Source organism: Sorangium sp. So ce145, from assembly GCF_051525985.1.
GTDB classification, from domain to species: Bacteria; Myxococcota_A; Polyangia; order Polyangiales; family Polyangiaceae; genus Sorangium; species Sorangium cellulosum_B.
In genome coordinates, this window is record NZ_CP150315.1 from 4,489,433 (window position 1) to 4,510,012 (window position 20,580).

The following is a 20,580-nucleotide window of genomic DNA, read 5'->3' on the forward strand; positions in this document are numbered from 1 at the left end:
TGTCGACGCCGAAGTTAGCCTTCATGTTCTCCGGTCAGGGCTCGCATTACTTTCGAATGGGCGAGGGGCTCTACGCCCGGCACCCGACGTTCCGTCGCTGGATGGACCGCCTGGACGTCCTGGTGCGCGATCTCGCGGGGAGCTCGGTCGTCGAGGCGCTCTACCAGGAGGGCCGCGGCAAGGGGGACGTGTTCGATCGGACGCTGCTCACGCACCCGGCGCTCCTCATGATGGAGTACGCGCTCGCGGAGTCGCTGATCGAGGCCGGCGTCGTGCCGGACGTCGTGATCGGCGCCAGCCTGGGGACCGTCGCCGCCGCCTGCGTGGCCGGCTGCCTCGACGTCGAGGCAGCCCTGGAGATGACGATCCGGCACGCGCGGTCCCTGGAGGCCTGCTGCGAGCGAGGGGCCATGATCGCGGTGCTCGGGCCGACGAGCCTGTACGACGACGCCGGCTTGAGCCGTCACGGCGAGCTGGCGGCGGTCAATTTCGACGCGCATTTCGTCGTGGCCGCCACGATGCAGGGAGCAGCGGAGATCGAGAAGATCCTGCGCGTGAAGGACATCGTCTTCCAGCGTTTGGCGGTCTCGTTCGCCTTCCACTCGCGGTGGCTCGACGCCGCGGAGGCGCTCTTCAAGGAGCGATCGAGATCGATGCGCGCCCGTCCGGCGCGCCTGCCGCTGGTCTGCTGCGCGCGCACGAGGGCGATCGACACGTTCACGGCCGACCATGCGTGGTCCGTGGCCCGTGAGCCGATCCGCTTCTTCGAGACGATGAAGCGCCTCGAGGAGAGCGGACCCTATCGCTACGTGGACGTTGGTCCGTCGGGCACGCTGGCGACGTTCATGAAGTACATCCTCTCGAAGGGGGGCTCCCGATCCACGCATCACACGGTGCTGTCCCCGTTCGGCCGCGATTTCGAGCGTTTCACCGCTGCCGCCACCGAGCTCGGCGCGCGCCCCCCGCGTCCCGGCACGGACGAGCGCGCCGAGGCGCCGTCGCCTTCGGGCGCCGCCGCGGACGCGCGTGCCGCCGGGCCGTCGCCTCGGGGCTTCGAGGCGGCCTCGCGCCCTGCGGCGCCTGCGGGTGCGAGCTCGAGCGATCGCGCCGTGGGTTCTGAGCCATCCGGCGCGCCGGCGCGCGCCCCGAGCGACGGGCCGCGGCCGCTCCGCGCGGAGGCGAGCGGCGCGGCCGCCACGAACGGCGTGCACGCTGGCCCGCGGGCGACGGTCGCCTTCATGTTCCCTGGGCAAGGGTCGCAGAAGCGCGGAATGGGCGCGGGGCTCTTCGACTCGGTGCCCGAGTACGCGGCGGTCGAGCGGGAGGTCGACGCGTTGCTCGGCTACTCCATGCGCGCGCTCTGCCACGAGGATCCCGACGGGCGCCTGAAGGAGACACAGTACACGCAGCCCGCGCTCTACGTCGTGAACGCGCTCCACTACTACGACGCGATCGCGCGAGGGCAGCGGCCGGACTACGTGGCCGGCCACAGCCTCGGCGAGTACAACGCCCTGCTCGCGGCGGGCGCCTTCGACCTCTTGACCGGGCTGCGCCTCGTGAAGAAGCGCGGCGAGCTGATGGCGGCGTCCGTGAGCGGAGGCATGGCCGCCGTGATCGGGATGGACGAAGGTCGCATCAAGCAGGTCCTCACGGAGAACGGGCTGGGTACGATCGACGTCGCGAACTTCAACTCTCCCTCGCAGATCGTCATCTCTGGCCCAGTCGCCGACATCGCCCGAGGCCACACGGTGTTCGAGGACGCTGGCGCGCGCACGTACGTGATATTGCCGGTCAGCGCCGCATTTCACTCGCGCTACGTCGAGGAGACGGGGCGCGCCTTCGCCGACTTCATCGCTCCGATGAGGTTCGAGGCACTCCGGATCCCGGTCATCAGCAATGTCTCCGCGAGGCCCTACGAGGCGAAGGACCCATCAGCGACCATCAAGTCGCTGCTCGTCCAGCAGATCACCCGTCCCGTGCAGTGGGTGCAGAGCGTGAGCTTCCTGATGGCGCAGGGGGTGAAAGAGTTCAGGGAGATTGGCCCGGGGAACGTGCTGACGCGCCTCGTCCAGCAGATCGAGCGGCAGCCATCGGGGGCGTGAGCGGGCGGTGACGATCCGGAGACGCCCTGCCCGTTCCACCTGGCCGACGGGAGGACCGTCGCCAGAGGCATCTACCACTGCAAGCTGGAGTTCGGAGAGGATGGATACGTCGAAGTCGCGGACTCCATCACGGTTCATCGCTGCTTCGGGAACCGCTTCGGCAAGCTCGACAAGGCTTCTCGCACTGGGACCGGTGGCTCCTGCGGCTCGCGCTGGCGGAGCCGCGCGGTCTCGATGCGATCGCGTGTGAGCTCCGTGCGCGCGCGGCGAGTCGACGCGTCAGCGGTGAGGCCGCCGAGGCGTTGCTCGCGCAGGTGGTCGACCTGCGTGGCCGGCTCGCGCGCCTCGCGCGAACTCCGGAAGAGGTCCTCGATGCGGCAGAGCGAGCGAGCGGGTGGCTGCTGAAGAAAGCCTGGAAGCGGGTCTGGCATGACGGTCCGAACCGCCGCACGGACGCGATGCGCAACACGCCTCGCCGGCGGCTCGAGGCACACGCGCTCCGGGGGAACTGGCCGCGCTTCCCGGTGTCGCCCGCGCGCTTCGAGCCCGAGCTCCGCCGCGTCGTCGGTGACCACGCGTACTACGATCAGCGCGCCACGGATCTGGTCGCGCACCTCCTCGAGAGCCATGTCGACCTCCTCGCAGCGATGGCAGCCTCGGATCTGGAGCGGCTGGCGCTACATCGGGCGGCGATGACCGTGATCATTGAGATGATGGACCGGGTCGACGACTCCCTCGCCGACATGAGCGAGGTGTTCGCGGCGAGCGAGCGCACGTACCTTGCGCTCGCCCGCGACCATGCCGGGCTCGACGGGATCGTGCGCGACCTCCTCGAGCTCGCCGTGTGGGAGGATTACGGGTTGCTCCGTAGCGTCGGCGACTTCCTGGGGGCGCTCCAGGAGGAGCACGCGAACCTCGCCGTCCGCGAGCTCTCCGGGATTATCGCGGACCTCCGGCGAGAGCGCCTCGATGACCAGCTCGCCCGTGCCCTACGCCAGAAAAGCGAGCACCATCGTCACGTTGGCGATCACCGGCGCTAGAGGTTCGAGTCCCTGTCGACCCACTGAATGATTCCGAGAGGTTAGATGCGAAACCTCCGGAGGAATCGAGGGCGAGGTGGGCAGCGGCGCTGCCCACCCGGGCGTCTGGCGGACGGCGCCCTTGACGGCCGTCCCGCTCAGGTGCGCGTAGCGGTGCGTCGAGGCGATCGCCGTGTGGCCGAGGCGCTCGCGGACCTCCTCCGAGCGTCCTGCGACGGCCCCAGCCGGCGACCAGCGAGCGGATACGTGGGGCCCGCTCCTCGCGCGCGAGCGGCCGGCGTGAGCCGACGCCTGAGCCGAGCCGCACGCTCGAGCGCGACGATCCGCAGTGCGCGCCACGTCGGGACGTCCTCCACGAAGTCGCCGTCGGTGCGTTCGCCTTCTCGCTCTCGGGGTCGCGCTCGCTGACGAGGTGGTGCGCGAACAAGGATGCGAGCTCGCGGCCCCTGGTGCTGCTCGGCCGCGTCGTCCCCGTGCGGCTGTGCGGTGGGGCTGCTCTCGTCATCAACGCACCAAGCGAACGCGAACATCGAAACCCAGGTTGCTCACGACCTCCGCACAGGGAAGCACGTGACGCCGCACAACATCGAGGCGCTCCTCGCTGAGACGACCTGGCACAGATGAGCGAGTACCAATGGTACGAGTTCGTCGCGCTCGATCGTCCCCTCACGCCCAAGCAGATGGCGGAGCTCAGGGACATCTCGACGCGCGCCGACATCACGCCCACGCGCTTCTGGAACGAGTACCAGTGGGGTAACCTCAAGGCCGACCCGGCGAAGCTGCTCGAACGCTACTTCGACGCGCACCTCTACTTCGCCAACTGGGGTACGCGGCGGCTGATGTTCCGGCTGCCGGCGGCGCGCGCCGACGAGAAGCAGCTCCACCCGTACTTCCCCGGCGGCGCCGCGCGCATGACGAAGGCCGGCGAGCACGTCGTGATCGAGCTGGTGAGCGACACCGAGGAGCCCGAGGACGACTTCACGAGCGGCGTGTCGCTCGCGTCGCTGGCACCCGTGCGGAGCGAGCTCCTGCGCGGAGATCTGCGCGCCGCGTACCTCGCCTGGCTCCTCGCAGTCGAGGCGGGCGATGTCGAGGACGACGAGACGGAGCCGCCGCTGCCGCCGGGGCTCCGCGAGCTCTCCGCGCCGCTCGAGGCGATGGTCGGCTTCCTCCGCATCGACGGCGATCTCCTGGCGGCCGCGGCGGAGCCGAGCGGCGCGGAGCCGGAGGATACCGACGCGCTCCGCGCGTGGGTCGGCGTGCTCCCCGCGCGCACCAAGGATCAATGGCTACGGCGCGCGGTGGACGAGCCGGAGCTCGCGCTCGGCGCCGAGCTGCGCCGCGCGTTCCGTGCTCGGGTGAAGGCGAAAACAACCAGGGTTCCACGGACCGTCGCGGAGCTGCGTGCCGCGGCCGAGGCGCGTCGCGAGAAGAGAGAGCGCGCCGAGGCGCTCCGCGCCGAACGGTCGCGCAAGACCGCAGAGGCCGCCCGGACGAAGCGGCTCGACGCGCTCGCCAAGCGGCTCGACGCAGCGTGGAGCGAGCTGGAGGCCCTGGTCGCGAAGAGCGCCTACGACGAGGCGCTGAAGCTGGCGATCGACCTTCGCGACCTGGCCGCCCGAGACGGCACGAACGCAGCGTTCACGGAGAGGTTCAAGGCGATGCGGAAGCGACAGTCGCGGCGCCGCGCCTTCTTCGAGCGCTGGAAGCGGGAAAGCTCGCTAAGGCGATGGTGAAAAGAGACGTTGGCCGAGTGAGGCGCCTGCCGCAGCCAGCGGACCGCCTAGAGGGCCAGTTCGACCTCCTCGGAGCGATGGCAGCCTCGGATCTGGAGCGCCTCGCGCTACATCGGGCGGCGATGACCGTGATCATCGAGATGATGGATCGGGTCGACGACTCCTTCGCCGACATGAGCGCGGTGTTCGCGATGAGCGAGCAGCGCGCGTACCTCGCGCTCGCCCTCGCCGCTCACGGACGGTACCGCGGATCGTCGAGGAAGGCGGGATCGGTCAGCGACCGCAGGAACGCCACCAGATCGGCCTTCTCGTCCGGAGAGAGCCCCAGCTCATCGATCTGCGGATCGGTCGAGAAATGGCCCAGGCCGCCGCGATCGTAATGGTCGACCACCTCCTCCAGGGTCGCCAGCGATCCGTCGTGCATATAGGGGGCGCTCGCCGCGATGTTCCGCAAACCGGGCACCTTGAATTTGCCAAGGTCTCCCGTGCGACCGGTGATTCTCTGCCGCCCGACGTCGCCGCCGTCGAGGTAGGTGCCGTTGTTGAAGAAGCCTTCGTTGGTGAGCATTCCGGACGGGTGGCAATGAAAGCAGCCAGCCCGCTCGGTCAGGAACAGCGCCTCGCCGCGGCGCTCGGCGTCTCCAAAGCTCGTGTCGTCTCCGCGCCGGTGCCGGTCGAATGGGCTGTCGGCGCTGACGATCGAACGGACGAAGCTGGCCAGGGCATGGCGCAAGGGCTCCTCCCCGGGAGGCCCGCCATAGGCATCCTTGAACGCCTTCACGTAGACGTCCTCGCCGGCGACACGGGCGACGGCCTCGGCGAGCGGCAGATCCATCTCATCGGGGTTCTCGATGGGCTTCCCCACCTGCTCTTCCAGGGTGGCCGCGCGGCCATCCCAGAAAAAGCTCTCGCCCCAGGCCAGGTTCACCAGCGCGGGCGCGTTCCGCTGTCCGAGGCGGCCGTCGACCCCCCGGGAGACGGGGTCCGGATCGGCAAAGGCGTACTCCTGGCGGTGGCAGCTCGCGCACGCTACCTCGCCGGTGCGAGAGAGGCGCTTGTCGAAGAAGAGCCTCTTGCCGAGCTGGGCCCTCGCCTCGGTGAGCGCGTTGTCGGCCGGCGCTCTGGCCGCCGCGGTGCGCGCCGGAAAACCGGCGGGGATGGCGTCCGTGACGAGCGGCGGCAAAGGTCCAGCGGCCGCCGGCCCGTCATCGCTGCATCCGCCCGCAAGGAGCAACGCCGCCAGGCTGATCGCCCCGCCACGGTTGGAGCTCGACGTCACGGACCGAAGGAGAACACCGTCAGGTCGGGGAGGCCCCGCCGCAGGCGCTCACCCGCGTAGAGCTCGTCTCCCACGGGGCCGGGCGGCGGGACATACCCGGTCAGGTCGATGTCCGCCGTGGCGCCCGCGAAGACCTCATCGAGGACGACCCGGACGACCTTGCCCGTCGAGCCGCTCGCGGGCACGGACAGGGCGCCTCGTACCTCGACCCTGGGGGCGAGATCCATGGCCAGGTTGCCCCCCATGTGGACCGCGGGCGGAACCGTGGCCGTCTCTCCGTCCGGATCGCCGGAACCACCCTCACCCTCGGCCGGCGGAGCCACGCTGCCCTCGTAGCGCAGGAAGAGGTAGCCGGTGTGCGGCCACGTCATCTGGGAGGCTTCCGACAGAGGCGCGACGTTGGTTTCGGGCCGGGAGGTGTTGCAGGCCTGGTGCAAGCCCCAGACGAAGCTGACGCCTTCATAGCTGCCAGCCGGAGCGCGCAGCCGGAGCGTGGCCGAGCCCGGGTCTTCGGCGTTGTAGAAGTGGACCCCGTAAGGGGTGGCGGCGCCTTCCGGGCCGACGATATCGACGGGCACGAGATCGCCGTCCGCCCCGATCAGCGCCGCGTGCGAGACGTAGAAGCGAACGTTGAGCGGCGTGACCGTGCTGCCGTCCGGCGCGACGTTCGGCTCGCCGAACAGGAACGGCTCACCGCCGAGGACGAGCTCGAACGCGAGCTCGACGATGGCGCCCTCGCTCCTGATGGACGCCGGCTGCTCTGCGCAACCGGCCGGCCAGCCGGCATCGGCCTGGCCGCCGGCACCGCCCGCGCCGCCCTGGCCGCCCGCTCCACCCGTGTTGCCCGCTCCACCGGACCCGTGGAGCTCGCCGCCGCCCGCCCCGCCGGTCCCGGACGCCATTTGCTGCGGCTTCGAGGACGTGCCGCAAGCGGCCGCGGCGCCCAAGAGCAACCCGATCAACGGGAACAAGCCAGGAGATTTCATCGTGGGATCGAGTGTACGCGATGACGCACCACACCGGAACAGATGAGGCATCGCCGGGATCTTGCTGGGCGAGACGCGATCAAGGCGCGAGCGATGGCGTGACGAGCGGTAGCGAAGATTCCGGACGGCTCATGCGGAGGGCAGTACGGCGAGATCGACCAGGATCCGCCGGAGCTCCTCTGTCCGCGCCTTGTCGAGGGGCTGCAGCGGGGCCCGGAGCGGCCCGACCCGCGTGCCCATCAGCTCGAGGGCTGCCGAGATGGCCCGCGGCAGGCCATGCGCGACCCTCTCCCTCCAGGACGTAGAGGATGGTCTCGTAGGTGTGCCCGAGGATTCCCCCGGATCGAGCCATCCAGTCCCGAGTCACCCCGCCCGTTCCGGTCACCACATCCCCTGGTCGAGGCGCCCCAGCACGAGCGCTTCCTGTTCTATCGAGGGCTCGGGAGGCCAGGACGAGCCGGCCGGATCATTCCCACCCGCTCGTGGTCAGCGACCGCGTCACACCGCGCGCCGGCGGTCGCGCTCGAACAGCTCGCGCTCCAGCTCGAACGTCTCGAGCCCTGTCCGGACCGGCCACGGGGTGCCGGTCACGACCTCGACCACCTCGGCGATCACCTCCGGCGCGCGCAGGACGCGCCTGTGGCCGAGGCCGCGGGTCGACATGAGCCGCGCGCCCGGCCAGCGATCGGCGAGCGCCGCGCCTGCCTCGAACGACACCTCGCGATCGTCGCGATCGTGCACGACGAACAGCGGCGCGTTCATCCGCGGGGCCGCAGAGAGCGCGTCGAGGTCCGCGAGCGGCACGCCGTAGCGCGCCTCGAGGCGGGCGACCATGCGGCGCCGGACGGCCTCGTCGATGCCGAGGAGCTTCGCGAAATGCTGGGTGTAGCGGACCGCGCTGATCGGCGGCGCGATGAACACGAGCTTCGGCGCCGGAGCGCCCGCGCGCCGGACGGACGCCGCGCGGGACAGGGCATACGTCGTCGCGGCGCCCCCGAGCGAGTGCGCGACGATGGCGTGGACGGGCCCGACCTCGTCCATCGCGACGGTGACCGCGCGGGCCAGCTCCACGAGCGTGGCCGACCGGCTCGGCCCATCGCCGTGCCCCGGCGCGTCGAAGGTCACCACGCGAAAGCCCAGCTCCACGAGCGGCCTCACGAACGCGCCGAGCTGGCTGCCCCGCCCCTCCCAGCCGTGCACGAGCAGCACGGTCGGCCCGTGCCCCCACGACCACGCGGGCAGCGCCTCCGCGCCCCACGGCAGCGAGAAGCGCGCCGCGCCGGCGAGGATCTCCTCTTCCCAGGCCGGGCGCGCGTGCCGGCGCGGAGAGCGGAACAGCCGTTCGGCCGCCAGGGAGGCCAGATCCGGCGCGGCCTTGTTGAGGAGCTTGAACCCGAACCGAATCCCACCGCGCAGGAGGACCTGCCGCGGATCAGTACGAACGATCGTTCTTTTATTGGGCGACGATTGGACCTGATTGGCTTCCTGCATGGGGGACCTCCTCGGGGGTTGCGAGACGGATCAGGCAGAGCGGCAGGGCGAACGCCGGGCGTCGGTCACGAGCCTCTCGAAGGCGGCGCGGGCCCGGCGCTCCGACGCCGTGTCGCGCATCAAGCGGCCGAGCGCGTGGGAGCCGGACGCGATGGCATAGGCCTCGAAGGCGAACTGCGCCAGGTCGAGGTCCGAGCGGAAGTGGCCCTCTTCGACGGCGATGCGCGCGGCGGTGGCGAGCGTGGCCAGCCAGTCTTTCTGCGACGCGACGAGCGCGTCGCGCGCCGGACCGGGCTTGTCGTCCAGCTCGGCCGCGGCGGCATGGAAGACGCAGCCGCCTGGCATGAAGTCCTGCTCGGTCCAGACGAACCACCGATCGATGAGCGCGCGCACGCGGGGCTCGCCGCGCGGCTCGCGCAGCGCGGGCGCGACCACGAGGTCGACGAAGCGGCGCTTGGCCTCTTCGAGGATGGCGACGTCCAGGTTCTCCTTGGAGCTGAAGTGCGCGAAGAGGCCGCTCTTCGACATCTTCACGCGCTCGGCCAGGGCGCCAACGGTCACGCCCGAGAGCCCGACCTCGCTCGCCAGCGCCAGCGCCTCGGCCAGGATGGCCTGCCGGGTATCTTCACCTTTCGCCACCTCGACTGGATAGAACGACCGTTCTATTTTGTCAAGCGACGGGGCAGCCGACCCAGGTTGGGGTCGACGGGGCAGCCGACCCAGGTTGGGGTTCAAATCCCTGCTCTTTCTGGGGTTTCAACCCGGTTGTCGCACTAGGTGCGCTTCGCCAGGTAGGCATCGACCAGCTCGATCAGCCGTGCCCGGCCGAAGCTGGGGTCGTGGCCTGCATGCACGATCTGCACTGGGAGCTCCCGCAACCGCTTCATGGTGCGGACGTAGGCGGGAATGTCTGCGCCCTCGATCTCATCCAGCAGCGGCCCGTCATAGATCGCATCGCCCGAGAACAAGGTTCCGGTCGCCGCCTCCCACAGACCGATGCTGCCCGGCGAGTGACCGGGCAGGTGCAGCACCTCGAAGTGACGGTCGCCGAGATCCACGATGTCGCCTTCGACGACGACCTCCGTGACCGGCGCGTCCTGCAGGGCGTAGCTTGCCATGTCGTACTCCGCGTAGGGCAGGGCGGTGATCACATCGCCCTCGATCGGATAGCCAGCGTCGCGCAGCGTGCGTATCTCCGCGGCGCTCATCATCGAGGCCAGCAAGGTGCCGCGGTCGGTCGGTGAGCGCAGGTTCGCCGCCTCGAGATCGTGCACCAAGGTGTGCTCGAACTCATGGTGGCTGCCCACATGATCGGTGTGGGTGTGGGTCGCGACCGCCGTCACCGGCTTGTCGATCAGGTGCTTTATGGCCTCCCGCAGGCTGACGATGCCCATACCCGTGTCGATCATCAGGTCGCGATCGCGACCGCGCACATGCCAGATGTTGCAGCGCATCAGCGGCACCACGTGCGGCTCGGTAAGCAGCGTGATGTCATCGCTGACGCGCGTGATCTCGAACCAGCGGTCGGCAATCGGCAAAGTGGCCATGGGTTTCACTCAGCCGCCCGCCTGATTCGCGAGCAGCACCAAGACGAGGCCGATGGCCGGCGTGACGACCATCCGAGGCGCGATCCGCATGCGGCGCACGTTAACACGCGTGTCTGGGTGGTGGCCCAATTTGAACATGAAGGCGGTAAGGCGGGAAGAAAAGATCGATGATCTTCCCGCTTTACCACCTTGATGTGAATCACTCCGGGGCAAATCAGGCCACCACCGGGGACGGGAGCGTTCCTCGTCGTCCGCCTCTGCGAGGGGGACGCCGTCCTCGTCGAGGCGCACAGAGGTGCCGCCGAGCCGAAGAGCGACAGTTGCATGCACGCTTCGAGCGGGGAGAGCTCGGGGACCTCGTTGGAGCGCTCCTCGCTCGGCCGGTCGTCCACGGTTACCAGCTCCTGGTCACCACGCCGTTCCGGTTACCACCTCCTCTGGTAACGGCGTCGGTGCGACGCTCGCAATCCATTGAAATTCAACGGATTGGCGTGATGGCCCGAGAGATGCCTCAAGGCCGGGCAGGAGATCTTGCCATGGTAACCGCACCGACATCCCACCGCCTGACGCTTTCCGTCCTCCTCGCCACCCTGATCGCCGCGTGCTCCGGAACGACCGACAGCGGCAGCTCGACCGGCGGCGTGGCGCCCGATCCGCCCGGTCCAGCGCCTCACGATGGCGTGGCGCCCGATCCGCCCGGTCCAGCGCCTCACGAGGGCGTCCCCTCCGACCAGCAGGCCGCGCCCGCTGTGCCGTCGGCGCCGGATCTCGCGTACCCCGGCAAGGGCTTCATCGTCCACGAATGGGGCACCGACACCGTGGTCGTCGGCTCCGACGGCTCGCTTCAACCGGGGCTGCACCACGAAGAGGAGGACCTCCCTTCCTTCGTCTATGACCGGCTCGAAGCCGGCTCGCTCGATGGCTCGATATCGACGAACGTCAACGTGAAGATGGAGACGCCGGTCACTTACTTCTACGCCGAGGAGCCGCTCACCGCGCACGTCCAGATAGCGTTCCGCAAAGGGATCTTCACGCAGTGGTACCCCGCCGTCCGCGACTTCTACCCGCCCATCATCGCGCCCAACACCGTTGCTGGCGTGACGACGTACGCGGACCCGGCGTTCGACCCCGAGTTCCCCTTTGGCTCGCCGATGTGTTCAGAGATGTACGGCCCGAGCGTGAACGGCCTCCTCCAGTGGAGTACGTTCGAGATCCTCGGGCGCGACAGCGACGTCCCTCTGCCCGAGGCGCCGCTCGATCGGTTCACGTGGGCTCACGCGCGCCAGGTCGGCGCCAACCCGCTCCGCGTCGCAGGCGTCCCCGGCGCGACGGAGGCGCCCCAGCACGAGCGCTTCCTGTTCTATCGAGGGCTCGGCAACTTCGACCTGCCCGTCCGCGTGACGGCCGGCACCGGCGGGGCGATCTCCGCCGAGAATACCCTCGACGAGGCGATCGGCGCCGTCTTCGTCCTCAACGTCGGCGCCTCGGCGGGGGCGTTCGTCGCGCACCCCCAGGGCATCACCACGGGCGGCACGCTCGTCGAGCGCGCCCCGTCGCTCGACGGAGCGCCGCCCCTCGACGAGTTCGTCGCGTCGCTCGGCGCGAGCATGATCGACGCCCTCGACGCGACAGGCCTGTACCACGACGAGGCCGTCGCCATGGTGAACACCTGGAAGCGCCAGTGGTTCCGGACGCCCGGCGTCCGGGTGCTCTACCTCGCTCCTCAGGCGTGGACCGACGCCTCGATCCCGATCCTCATCGATCCCGCGCCAGCCGACATCGTGCGCGTCATGATGCTCCGCGTCGAGGTGCTCTCGCCCGAGATCGAGGCAGCGGACGTCGGCGCGGCGCGGCGGCTCGCAGATCCGTCCCTCGCCGCCGGCGCCGCGCGCCACTTCGACGATCTCGGGCGCTTCGCCGAGCCGCGCCTCCGCCGCGCGCTCGCGCTCCTCGGCGAGCCCGCGTACGGCGAGCCCCTGCTCGCCCGCATCGCAGCCGGAGCGACGGCGAGCGCCGCGCGCGAGTAACCTCTCGGCCATGCACGCCCCGCGGCGCGAGCCCTTCGTGGCCCATGCTCGGTACGAGCCCGGCGAGATCCTCGGGCAGGGGGCGCAGGGCGTCGTGGGGCGCGTGATCGACCGCGAGGCGCGGGGGCGCGAGCTCGTCGCGAAGGTGTTCCGACAGGGCGCCTTCCGCGAGGACACCCTGCTCGGCGAGTTCGCGCTGCTCGCGCGCCTGCGCGTCCCCGGCGTGGTGCGGGCGCACGATCTCGGGCGGGACGAGCGGACGGCAGCGCCCTTCCTCGTCGAGGAGTACGTGGCCGGCGACGACGCCGCGGCGTGGGTGCAGCGGGCCCCGGCCGGCGAACGCCCGGCGCGGCTCGCGGGCGTGCTCGCCGGCGTCGCGAGGACGCTCGCCGCCCTGCACGACGCGGGGTTCGTGCACAGCGATCTCAAGCCGGCGCACGTCCGGATGCGGCCCCTCGGCGGGGGCGGCGCCGAGGCCGTGCTCCTCGACCTCGGGGCGGCGGTGTCGAGGGCGCGCGCGCCGGGCGGCGCCGTCGCGTTCACCTCGGCTTTCGCCGCGCCCGAGCTGCTCGCCGGGGGCGCGCCGTCGGCCGCGTCCGACCTCTACAGCCTGGGGGCGCTCGCGTGGTGCTCGGCCGCGGGCCGCCCGCCCGGGCCCTTTCGCGCGCGGCGACCGCTGCGTGACGCCGCGTCGTGGGTCCAGCCGAGCGTGGCCGAGGTGATCGAGGCGCTGCTCGCGCTGCACCCGCGAGACCGCCCTGCCGAGGCGCGCGAGGTGCTCCGGCAGCTCGGCGTCGCGGCCGCGGAGGCGGGCATCGCCGTCGGGACGCCGCCCGCGCCCATCGGGCGGGAGCGCGAGCTCGAGGCGCTGCAGCAGGCGCCGTCACCGCCAGGCCGCGTGCGCTACGTCACGGGGCCGAGCGGCGCCGGCAAGAGCCACCTCGGCCGCGAGCTCGTGACGCGGGCGCTGCTCGCCGGGCGGAGCGCCCGCTACGTGGCGTTCCCGCGCGAGGCCGACCCGCTCCTGCTGCGGCTCATCGCGTTCTTCCGGGGCGCCGAGCGGGCGCCGCCGTTCGTGACGCCGCCCGGCGAGGGGCCCCCGCTCCTGCTCTTGCTGGACGACCTGGATCAGGCCCCGGCCGAGCTCCGCGCCGCGCTCGACGCGTACCGGTGCCGGCCGGCGGTGCCCGGCGGCGCGGCGATCGAGGTGGTCGCGACGGCGCGGAGCGCGCCCGAGGGCGCGGCGTGCGTGGCGCTCGGGCCGCTCGGCGACGCGAGCTTCGGCGCGCTGTGCCGCGCGCTCGGCGTGGACGACGAGGCGAGCGTGCGAGAGGCCGCCGTGGCGTCGGGGAAGAACCCGGGGTGGCTCTTCGCGTCGCTCGGCCGCGTGCCGCTCACGAAGGACACGGCGATCGAGCGCGTGCGCGGGCTGTCGGCCGGCGCCTGCGCGACGCTCGCCGCGATCGCGATCGCGGGCGGCGCCCTGCCCGAGGCGCGCTGCGCTCTCGGGTTCGGGCGCGGCGGCCGGGCGGACGCGCGGGGCGGCGGGCAGCCGCGCGCCTCCGGCGAGCGAGCCCTCGGCGAGCTGCTCGCGGGCGCGCTGATCGCGCGGCGGGAGGCGGCGGCCGGCGCGCTCTGCACGCTGTCCGCTCCCGCCCTGGCGAGGGATCTCGCCGCGGCGCTCGCCACGCCGGAGGTCGCCGAGGAGGTCGCCGCGGCGCTGCTCGCGGATCCTGGCGCGCCCGCGTCGGCGCTCCTCTCGGCGGCGGCGGCGCCGTGCACGAAGGCCCGGCGCGCAGAGCTCCACGAGCGGGCCGCGGCGCAGGCGCGCGAGGCCGGGCTGCGGTCGGAGGAGATCCAGGCGCTGCTCGCGCTCGGCGAGGACGCGGACCGGAGGACCCCGGCGCTCCTCTGCAGGCTCGAGCGGCTGACGCGCGACGCGGGCGTGGGCGCGGCGCACCCGCAGGTCGTGGCGTGGCTCGACGAGGCGGCGCAGCGCGACGAGCGGGTGCTCGTGCTCGCGCTGCGGCGGCGCGCGGAGAAGCGCGCGCGGGATGGCGACGCGACGGCGGCGAAGGAGCAGGCGCTGGCGGCGCTCGCGGCGGCGCGGAGGCTCGGCGGCGGCGCGGCCGAGGCGTTCGCGCTGTCGACGCTGGGGCTCGTGGCGCTGATGCGCGCCGACTGGGGCGAGGCGGAGGCGTGGCTCGCGGGGGCGCAGGCGAAGCTGCCCTCGGCGGGCGAGCGCGTGGACGACGTGGAAGGCGAGCGCGTGGACGACGTGGAAGAGGTGGCGCGGCTCCACCACAACGCGGGCATCGTCGCCCTGTACCGCGGCCAGGTGGACGGCGCGGTGCGGACGTTCGAGGCGTCGCTCGCGGTCAAGCGGACCCTCGGGGACCGCGCCGGCATGCGCTCGTGCCTGATGAACCTCGGGATCGCGCTCGGGAAGGCGTCGCGCTACGAGGAGGCCTTCGGCGCGCTCGACGAGGCGATGCACCTCGCGCGATCGCTGGGGCAGGTGGCGGGGCGCGGCTGGTGCCTGTCGGCGCGCGCGGACATCGAGGTGCGCCGCGGCGACGCGCGCGCGGCGGAGCGCTGCATCGAGGAGGCGTGGGCGCTCGCGGCGTCGCTCCCTGCGGCGATCCAGGCCGATCTGGTGATCGCGCGGGCGAACGTCGCGCTGCTCGACGGCGACGGGCGGCGGGCGCTCGCGGCGCTCGCGGCGCTGGACCCGGGCGTGCGGGCGAACGACCCGCTGGTGGACGCGCGGGCTCAGGTGGCGGAGGCGCAGGCGTACCTTACCAAGCTGCCGGCGGAGCCCCGGCGGGCGGCGCGGGGGGCGATCCGGGCCGCGCGGCGGGCGCGCGCGGCGATGCTCGCGGAGGTGGAGGCGCAGGCGCTCGACGTGCTGCGCTCGGCGCGGCCGGGCGCACGGCGGGCGCCGGCCGCGGCGACGGCGCGGGGCGGCGCGCATGGGGCGCAGGGCGCACCGGCGGCGGCGCAGGGCGCACCGTCCGCGGCGCAGGGCGCACTGGCGGCGGCGCAGGGCGCGCCGGCGGCGGCGGGCGGCGCGTATGCTGGCCCAGGCATGACCGCGGCGGCGAGCGGAGAGGACGGCGCGCTCTGGGCGTGGCTCGCGTCGGTGGCGACAGCGGACGGCGCCGCCGAGGCCGCCGTCGGGCTCGCGCGCGCCCTCGTGCAGCAGTCGGGGGCCGAGCGCGCGCTGCTCGCCGTGGTCGACGAGCAGGGGCGGGTGGTCGCGGCCTGGGGCGCCGACCTCGACGGGCTGGAGATCGCCGAGGCGGCCCGGCGCGTCGCGCCCGACCTGGCGCAGCTCGCGCTGAGCCAGGCCGCGCCCGTCCACTACCAGCGCGACGTGGAGACGCCGGGCGGCCGCGGCTCGCGGCTCGTGCTGCGCGCCGGCGCGGGCCACGCCTCGATGGGCGCGCGCGTCCTGGCGGCGAGCGCGGCCTCGCCAGGTCCGGCGCTCCCCGGGCCTCCGCGCGCGCTCATCGTGGTCGAGCACCGGTTCCGCCCGGCGTGCTTCGACGCCGTCACGGAGGCGCGGGCCGCTCGCTGGGCGTCGCTCGCGGGGCTCTTCCTGCGGCTCTTCGCCGGCCCCGGAGCGCCGGAAGATCTGCGGCTCTTCACCCGCCCCGGAGCGCCGGAAGATCTGCGGCTCTTCACCCGCCCCGGAGCGCCGGAAGAGCCCCGCCGCGAAGGCCTGGCGCCTCCCTGCGTCGCCTCGCTCGCGGAGCCCGCGCCCGATCTCCGTCGCGCCGACACGACCGTCGTGCCCGCGGCCCAGCCGCGGAGGAGCTTCCCCGACATCCTCGGCCAGAGCGCCGCGCTGGGCCGGGCGCTCGCGCGCCTCGACGCGGCCATCGACAGCGATCTGCCCGTGCTCCTCATGGGCGAGACCGGCACGGGCAAGGAGCTCTTCGCCCGCGCGCTCCACGATCTCGGCCCGCGCCGTTCGCGCGATCTCGTCGCCGTCAACTGCGGCGCCGTACCCGACGCGCTCTTCGAGGCGGAGCTCTTCGGCCACGCGCGGGCGTCGTTCACGGGGGCCGAGCGCGCGCGCCCCGGCCTGCTCGCCCGGGCCGAGGGCGGCACGCTCTTCCTCGACGAGCTGGGGGAGCTGCCGCTCGCGCGACAGGCGGCGCTGCTGCGGGCGCTGGAGTCACGGCGCTACCGCCCGGTGGGCAGCGACGACGAGCGGCCGTTCGACGTGCGGATCGTCGCGGCCACGAACCGGGATCTCGCGCAGGCGATCGCCGAGCGGGCGTTCCGGCAGGACCTGCTCTTCCGGGTGAACGCCATCGAGATCCACCTGCCGCCGCTCCGCGATCGGGAGGGCGACGTGCCGCTGCTGCTCGCCGGGTATCTGGCTCGGACGGGCGCCCCCATCGAGATCGCGCCGCGCGCGCTCGCGGCGCTCGATGCCTACGCGTGGCCCGGCAACGTGCGGGAGCTCGCGCACCTGGCCCAGCGCCTGGCCGCGCTGGGCGTGCGCCGCGTCGAGCTGGAGCACCTCCCGCGCGGGATGCGGGCGAGCGCGCGCCGGACGCCCGACGCCGCCGGGCCCCCCGCGTCGCCGGCCCGACCGCCGACGGCCGGACCCGTCCCGCCGCCGGCCACGGGGCGGGGAATCTCGGGCGAGGCGCGCCACGCGCTGGCCGACGACGACGAGCGCGAGCCGATCCGGCGCGCGCTCGCGGAGACCGGCGGGAACATCAGCCGCGCGGCCGCGCGCCTCGGCATCACGCGCCAGGGTCTGAAGAAGCGCATGGCGCGCCTCGGCATGCGCGCCCCCTCCGGGTCGCAGAGGAAAGCGGAGTGAATCCCCTCGAGAAGGCGCCACTGACGACAGAGAGGCAAGCAGACGCGGTAGTGGAGGACTCTTTATGAAGGGCAGCGGTTCCGGAGCACTGAACACATCGAGGCTCGAGGAGGAGCGCCGACAGGGCCGCGCGGCAGGAGAAACGGTCTTTCCGATCTCCCCGCGCCCCGACCATCGAGGACCGAGCTCTCGCCGTGGATGGAGCCGGCGGTTCGCGCTCGCGCTGCTCGTCGCGGGCTGCTCGCCTGCGGTCGTCGACGAATCGCGGGCGGTGGTCGGAGAACCGCCTGCGGTCGTCGACGGATCGCCGGCGCTCCTGCCGGACGGCGGAGGCGGCGCCCCCACCGCGCCGCCTCCGCCCGCCGCGTGCGACGCCTCCGCGGCCGATGGCGTCGCCGTCTTCGCCTCGAACGTCGATACAGGCGCCCCGCAGGCGCCCGGAGCTCCCCCCTACGCGATCGACGGCTGCTTGCTGGCCTACGTCGCGCCGCGCGAGGCTGGCGACGCGAGCGGCGCCCTGAGGCTGCGTGATCTCGGTACGGGCGAGGAGCTCCTCCTCGCGCCGGCCGCCGAGGCGCCGCGCCGGCCCGCGCTCGCCGGCGACGTCGTGGTCTGGGAGGCGACGGACGATGGAACACGCGTCGTGCGCGTGCGCCGGGGCGGCCAGACGCAGACGATCCGCGGCCCGTTCGATCACGCGGGCGAGCCGCGCGTGGAGGGAGACGCCGTGGTGCTGACGGGCTGGCTGACCGCGGACGAGAGCGGCGACACGGACGTCTTCCTGTACGAGATCGGCCAGGCGGAGGCGGTCCAGATCGCGTCCGGCCCGGGGCAGCAGCGTTTCCCGGACATCTCGGCGACGCACGTCGCCTTCGCTGATTTCTCGGAGGATCCCGACGGCCGCTTCGACGAGGACGCGCGCGATCTCGCGGACATCGTGGTCTATGACCGGCGCACGAGGCGCGCTATCCCGCGATCCCGGGAAGGCAAGCAGTCCTTCCCGATGCTCGGCGCCGGAGAGAGGGTGGTGGCCTATCTCGAATGGGCGCCGTCTCATCCGGAGCCCAAGTTCGAGCAGTTCGATCTGCGGATCGGGGACATCACCGCGCCTGCCGACGGCGACGCCCTGGCCGCGAGCATCGAGCAATCGGGCCGGCCGTACGTGCTCCCCGAGGTCCGCGGCGAGCTCATCGAGTGGGTGCAGCGGCCCGCGGACGGCAACGCGTCCTTGCGGCGGAGGCCGGCCGATCTCTCGGCGCCCGCGGCCGACGTCCCCGGGCTCTCGGCGTCCGAGCTGTTCGGGCCGTCGGCTTCCGCGACGATCACCGTGGTCGCGGCGCGCTCGCCGGGAGGCGAGCTGGAGCTCCGCGGCGTCGCCCGGTGATCCGGGGGGCGCAGGCTAGAGCGACAAACGGGCTGAATTTGCCTGAAAAGCGCGGAATTTCGAACCGCCGAGACGCCAGGAGCGCCAAGAGCGCCAAGAAGAGAATCTTCTCTTGGCGTCCTTGGTGTCTTGGCGGTTCATTTCTCGCTTGAACAGCGTGAACGCTATTCCAGGCCCGCTGCGACGCGGTGCAGGTCCTGGAACGCCACCTCCCGGCGGGCCATGCCTTGCGAGGGGCGTCGGCGTCGGGCGCCCGCGATCACCGGCGTGATCCCGAGCGCCCCCACGCCCGCCGAGCTACTTCTTCGCGGCAGCGGCAGCAGGCGCCTTCGCTGCAGCGGCCGGCGCCGCGGCCTGCGCCTGCGGCGTGATGATGCGGAATTTCCCGCTCAGGTGCAGCAGCGACATCGTGTACAGCATGCCGTCGTAGTACCGCCACTTGCCGGTGGGCGCCTCGCGCTGATACAGCTCTTCGACAAAGCGCCAGGCCCGCGGATGGGTGGCGGCCAGCGCCGCGACGGCGTTCGCCGCCACGAGCCCGAGCGAGTCGTAGTCGACGATGGGCTTGCCCTCGAGGGTGAAGTTGCCCTTGTACTTGGGGCCCTGCGCCTCGAAGAACGCGAGGAGGCGATCGCTCAGCTCGGTCTGCCGCGGATCCTTCGCCCACCACGCCGCGTCCACCGACCAGTTCATCGCGGTGCGGAACGCGTCCTGACGGAAGTTGGCGGTCCCCGCGTCCCAGGAGGCAGCCTTGGGGGTGCCATCGAAGTTGGCGTAATCCGGAGCGAGCCCGGTCTTCGGGTGGGTCACCTTGACGAAGTAATCGCGGCTCACCTTGGCCGCCTCGGCCCAGAACGCGCGGTCCGCCTCGGGGCCCCAGGCCGCCCAGAGGTCGTAGAACGCCGGCAGGTGATACGACGGATCGGTGTGATCGCCGTTCTTCGCGAAGTTGTCCGCGTCGGGCGTGAACCGCACCATCTTGTGCTCGGTGTTGAAGAGCGAGTGCAGCGTCGTCTTGCGCTTGTCCTTGTTGACCGGCCCGGTGATCGGCTTCCGGTTCTTCATCGCGTCGAGGATGGCGAAGGCTTCCTTCTTGTAATCGTAGATCCCCTTGCCGTTCCCCCAGCGGTTGGACGCGAACAGGAGCGCGGTGGCGAAATACTCCTCCGCGTCCGGGGCCGGATTCTCATCCATGGCCGTGCCGTCCGGGCGCATCTGCCACGAGAAGTAGCCGAAGCCGGGGTGCTTCGGATCCGCGCGGTACATGTGGGACTTGGCCCAGTTCCACAGGGCGTCGAAGTCGTCTTTGCGATCGACCTGCACGGCGATCATCATGCCGTACGACATCCCCTCGGAGCGGACGTCGTTGTTGCCGATGTCCATGATGTACGCCTTGGGGCCGTTCGCGTTCTTTCCCGCGGGGAACAGGACGGCCTGCTCCTTGGGATCGCCGTGGAACAGCTGCTCGTAGGCCTTCGCGATCTTCGCGTCGATCTCGGCGGGCTTGTGTCCCAGCTCGGCGAACAGGTTGCGGTACTCCCCCGTGACGAACGCCCCCGTGGCAGCGGGCTTGAGCGGCGGACCGAGGGGCGCGGGCTCCGCCGGGGCGGGCGTCTGGGCCGCGGCGCTGGGGCTCGCGGTGCTGGCCGGAGCGGCGCTGCCGGCCGGGTTCGCGGAGCTCGCCGGATCGGGCGAGCCGACCTGGGTGCCTTGGTTGCTGGGCGCGCAGGCGATCACCGTGACCGCAAACCATGCCGATGCGACGGGAGACGTTAGCATTCGCAAGTTCATCGCTGTCCTCGTGTTCGAGCTCGCATCCTGCTGAGGACGCGCTCGGCGTGAACATCGCCGGGTGATGTCCACGTGGTTTATGCTCGCAAGCAGGGGTGATGCGCCGAGTCGCCGACCTCGAGCAGCTCCGGAAAGATCGAAACCTGGCCCGGGGCTGCTGGTCGTGAGGGGCACCTGAACCGTGGCATTCTTGATTCGTCTAAAACTGACGTGCTCGTGGGTCCATCAGCCATCGTGTCCGGGCTGACGACCCGACCTTGAACGACGCGGAGCGCCGCGATCCAGATGACGCTGCTGGGGGAGAAGGAAATCCAACCGCTCCGAGGCGTCAAGCCCCAACTGCCGGGCTGCCCC

Annotated in this window: 12 protein-coding genes; 6 read left to right on the plus strand and 6 right to left on the minus strand. The window is 72.1% G+C overall.

Features of this window, described 5'->3' with window-relative positions; all coding sequences use genetic code 11:
• Positions 1 to 23: 23 nt before the first annotated feature.
• The 3 genes from fabD (at position 24) to WMF34_RS16635 (ending at position 4,878) form a co-directional block, all read left to right on the plus strand.
• The gene (gene fabD / locus WMF34_RS16625; RefSeq protein ID WP_080598893.1) at positions 24 to 2,102 is read left to right on the plus strand and encodes an ACP S-malonyltransferase; all 2,079 of its coding nucleotides are present in this window, start codon (positions 24 to 26) and stop codon (positions 2,100 to 2,102) included.
• Between the two features lie 314 nt (positions 2,103 to 2,416).
• On the plus strand, positions 2,417 to 3,142 hold the full coding sequence (locus WMF34_RS16630) for a hypothetical protein (protein WP_437993866.1): 726 nt from the start codon (positions 2,417 to 2,419) through the stop codon (positions 3,140 to 3,142).
• A 620-nt stretch (positions 3,143 to 3,762) separates the two neighbouring features.
• Complete coding sequence (locus WMF34_RS16635; RefSeq protein ID WP_437993867.1) at positions 3,763 to 4,878, plus strand: hypothetical protein; 1,116 nt, start codon at positions 3,763 to 3,765, stop codon at positions 4,876 to 4,878.
• Positions 4,879 to 5,110: 232 nt separating this feature from the next.
• Here the strand turns inward: WMF34_RS16635 and WMF34_RS16640 are convergent, their stop codons facing one another.
• The 5 genes from WMF34_RS16640 to WMF34_RS16660 all read right to left on the minus strand — a co-directional run bounded on the left by WMF34_RS16640 (position 5,111) and on the right by WMF34_RS16660 (position 10,181).
• A complete protein-coding gene (locus tag WMF34_RS16640; protein ID WP_437993868.1) occupies positions 5,111 to 6,157 on the minus strand; it encodes a cytochrome-c peroxidase in 1,047 nt (348 codons plus the stop codon).
• Positions 6,154 to 7,059 carry an MbnP family protein gene (locus WMF34_RS16645; RefSeq protein ID WP_437993869.1) on the minus strand — a complete coding sequence of 302 codons (906 nt, stop codon included), beginning with the start codon at positions 7,057 to 7,059 and terminating at the stop codon, positions 6,154 to 6,156. Before WMF34_RS16645 ends, WMF34_RS16640 begins: the two co-directional genes overlap by 4 nt.
• 582 nt (positions 7,060 to 7,641) lie before the next feature.
• Positions 7,642 to 8,634 carry an alpha/beta fold hydrolase gene (locus WMF34_RS16650; RefSeq protein WP_437993870.1) on the minus strand — a complete coding sequence of 331 codons (993 nt, stop codon included), beginning with the start codon at positions 8,632 to 8,634 and terminating at the stop codon, positions 7,642 to 7,644.
• 30 nt (positions 8,635 to 8,664) lie between these two features.
• Positions 8,665 to 9,273, minus strand: coding sequence for a TetR/AcrR family transcriptional regulator (locus tag WMF34_RS16655; protein ID WP_012235845.1), 609 nt, complete (start codon positions 9,271 to 9,273; stop codon positions 8,665 to 8,667).
• 134 nt (positions 9,274 to 9,407) lie between these two features.
• On the minus strand, positions 9,408 to 10,181 hold the full coding sequence (locus WMF34_RS16660) for an MBL fold metallo-hydrolase (protein ID WP_437993871.1): 774 nt from the start codon (positions 10,179 to 10,181) through the stop codon (positions 9,408 to 9,410).
• A 536-nt stretch (positions 10,182 to 10,717) separates the two neighbouring features.
• On the opposite strand from WMF34_RS16660, the gene WMF34_RS16665 reads away from it, so the two are divergent.
• The 3 genes from WMF34_RS16665 to WMF34_RS16675 all read left to right on the plus strand — a co-directional run bounded on the left by WMF34_RS16665 (position 10,718) and on the right by WMF34_RS16675 (position 18,435).
• On the plus strand, positions 10,718 to 12,208 hold the full coding sequence (locus WMF34_RS16665; protein WP_437993872.1) for a hypothetical protein: 1,491 nt from the start codon (positions 10,718 to 10,720) through the stop codon (positions 12,206 to 12,208).
• A 10-nt stretch (positions 12,209 to 12,218) separates the two neighbouring features.
• On the plus strand, positions 12,219 to 17,051 hold the full coding sequence (locus WMF34_RS16670) for a sigma 54-interacting transcriptional regulator (protein ID WP_437993873.1): 4,833 nt from the start codon (positions 12,219 to 12,221) through the stop codon (positions 17,049 to 17,051).
• A gap of 271 nt (positions 17,052 to 17,322) precedes the next feature.
• Positions 17,323 to 18,435, plus strand: coding sequence for a hypothetical protein (locus tag WMF34_RS16675; RefSeq protein WP_437993874.1), 1,113 nt, complete (start codon positions 17,323 to 17,325; stop codon positions 18,433 to 18,435).
• A 297-nt stretch (positions 18,436 to 18,732) separates the two neighbouring features.
• On the opposite strand, the gene WMF34_RS16680 is transcribed toward WMF34_RS16675, so the two are convergent.
• The gene (locus tag WMF34_RS16680) at positions 18,733 to 20,214 is read right to left on the minus strand and encodes a glycosyl hydrolase family 8 (protein WP_437993875.1); all 1,482 of its coding nucleotides are present in this window, start codon (positions 20,212 to 20,214) and stop codon (positions 18,733 to 18,735) included.
• Positions 20,215 to 20,580: the final 366 nt, after the last annotated feature.

Bases quoted from the DNA above. Each gene is read 5' to 3' on its own strand.
- fabD (WP_080598893.1), top strand. From the start codon at position 24: ATGTTCTCCGGTCAGGGCTCGCATTACTTTCGAATGGGCGAGGGGCTC.
- WMF34_RS16635 (WP_437993867.1), top strand. From the start codon at position 3,763: ATGAGCGAGTACCAATGGTACGAGTTCGTCGCGCTCGATCGTCCCCTC.
- WMF34_RS16645 (WP_437993869.1), bottom strand. From the start codon at position 7,059: ATGGCGTCCGGGACCGGCGGGGCGGGCGGCGGCGAGCTCCACGGGTCC.
- WMF34_RS16650 (WP_437993870.1), bottom strand. From the start codon at position 8,634: ATGCAGGAAGCCAATCAGGTCCAATCGTCGCCCAATAAAAGAACGATC.
- WMF34_RS16660 (WP_437993871.1), bottom strand. From the start codon at position 10,181: ATGGCCACTTTGCCGATTGCCGACCGCTGGTTCGAGATCACGCGCGTC.
- WMF34_RS16665 (WP_437993872.1), top strand. From the start codon at position 10,718: ATGGTAACCGCACCGACATCCCACCGCCTGACGCTTTCCGTCCTCCTC.
- WMF34_RS16670 (WP_437993873.1), top strand. From the start codon at position 12,219: ATGCACGCCCCGCGGCGCGAGCCCTTCGTGGCCCATGCTCGGTACGAG.
- WMF34_RS16680 (WP_437993875.1), bottom strand. From the start codon at position 20,214: ATGCTAACGTCTCCCGTCGCATCGGCATGGTTTGCGGTCACGGTGATC.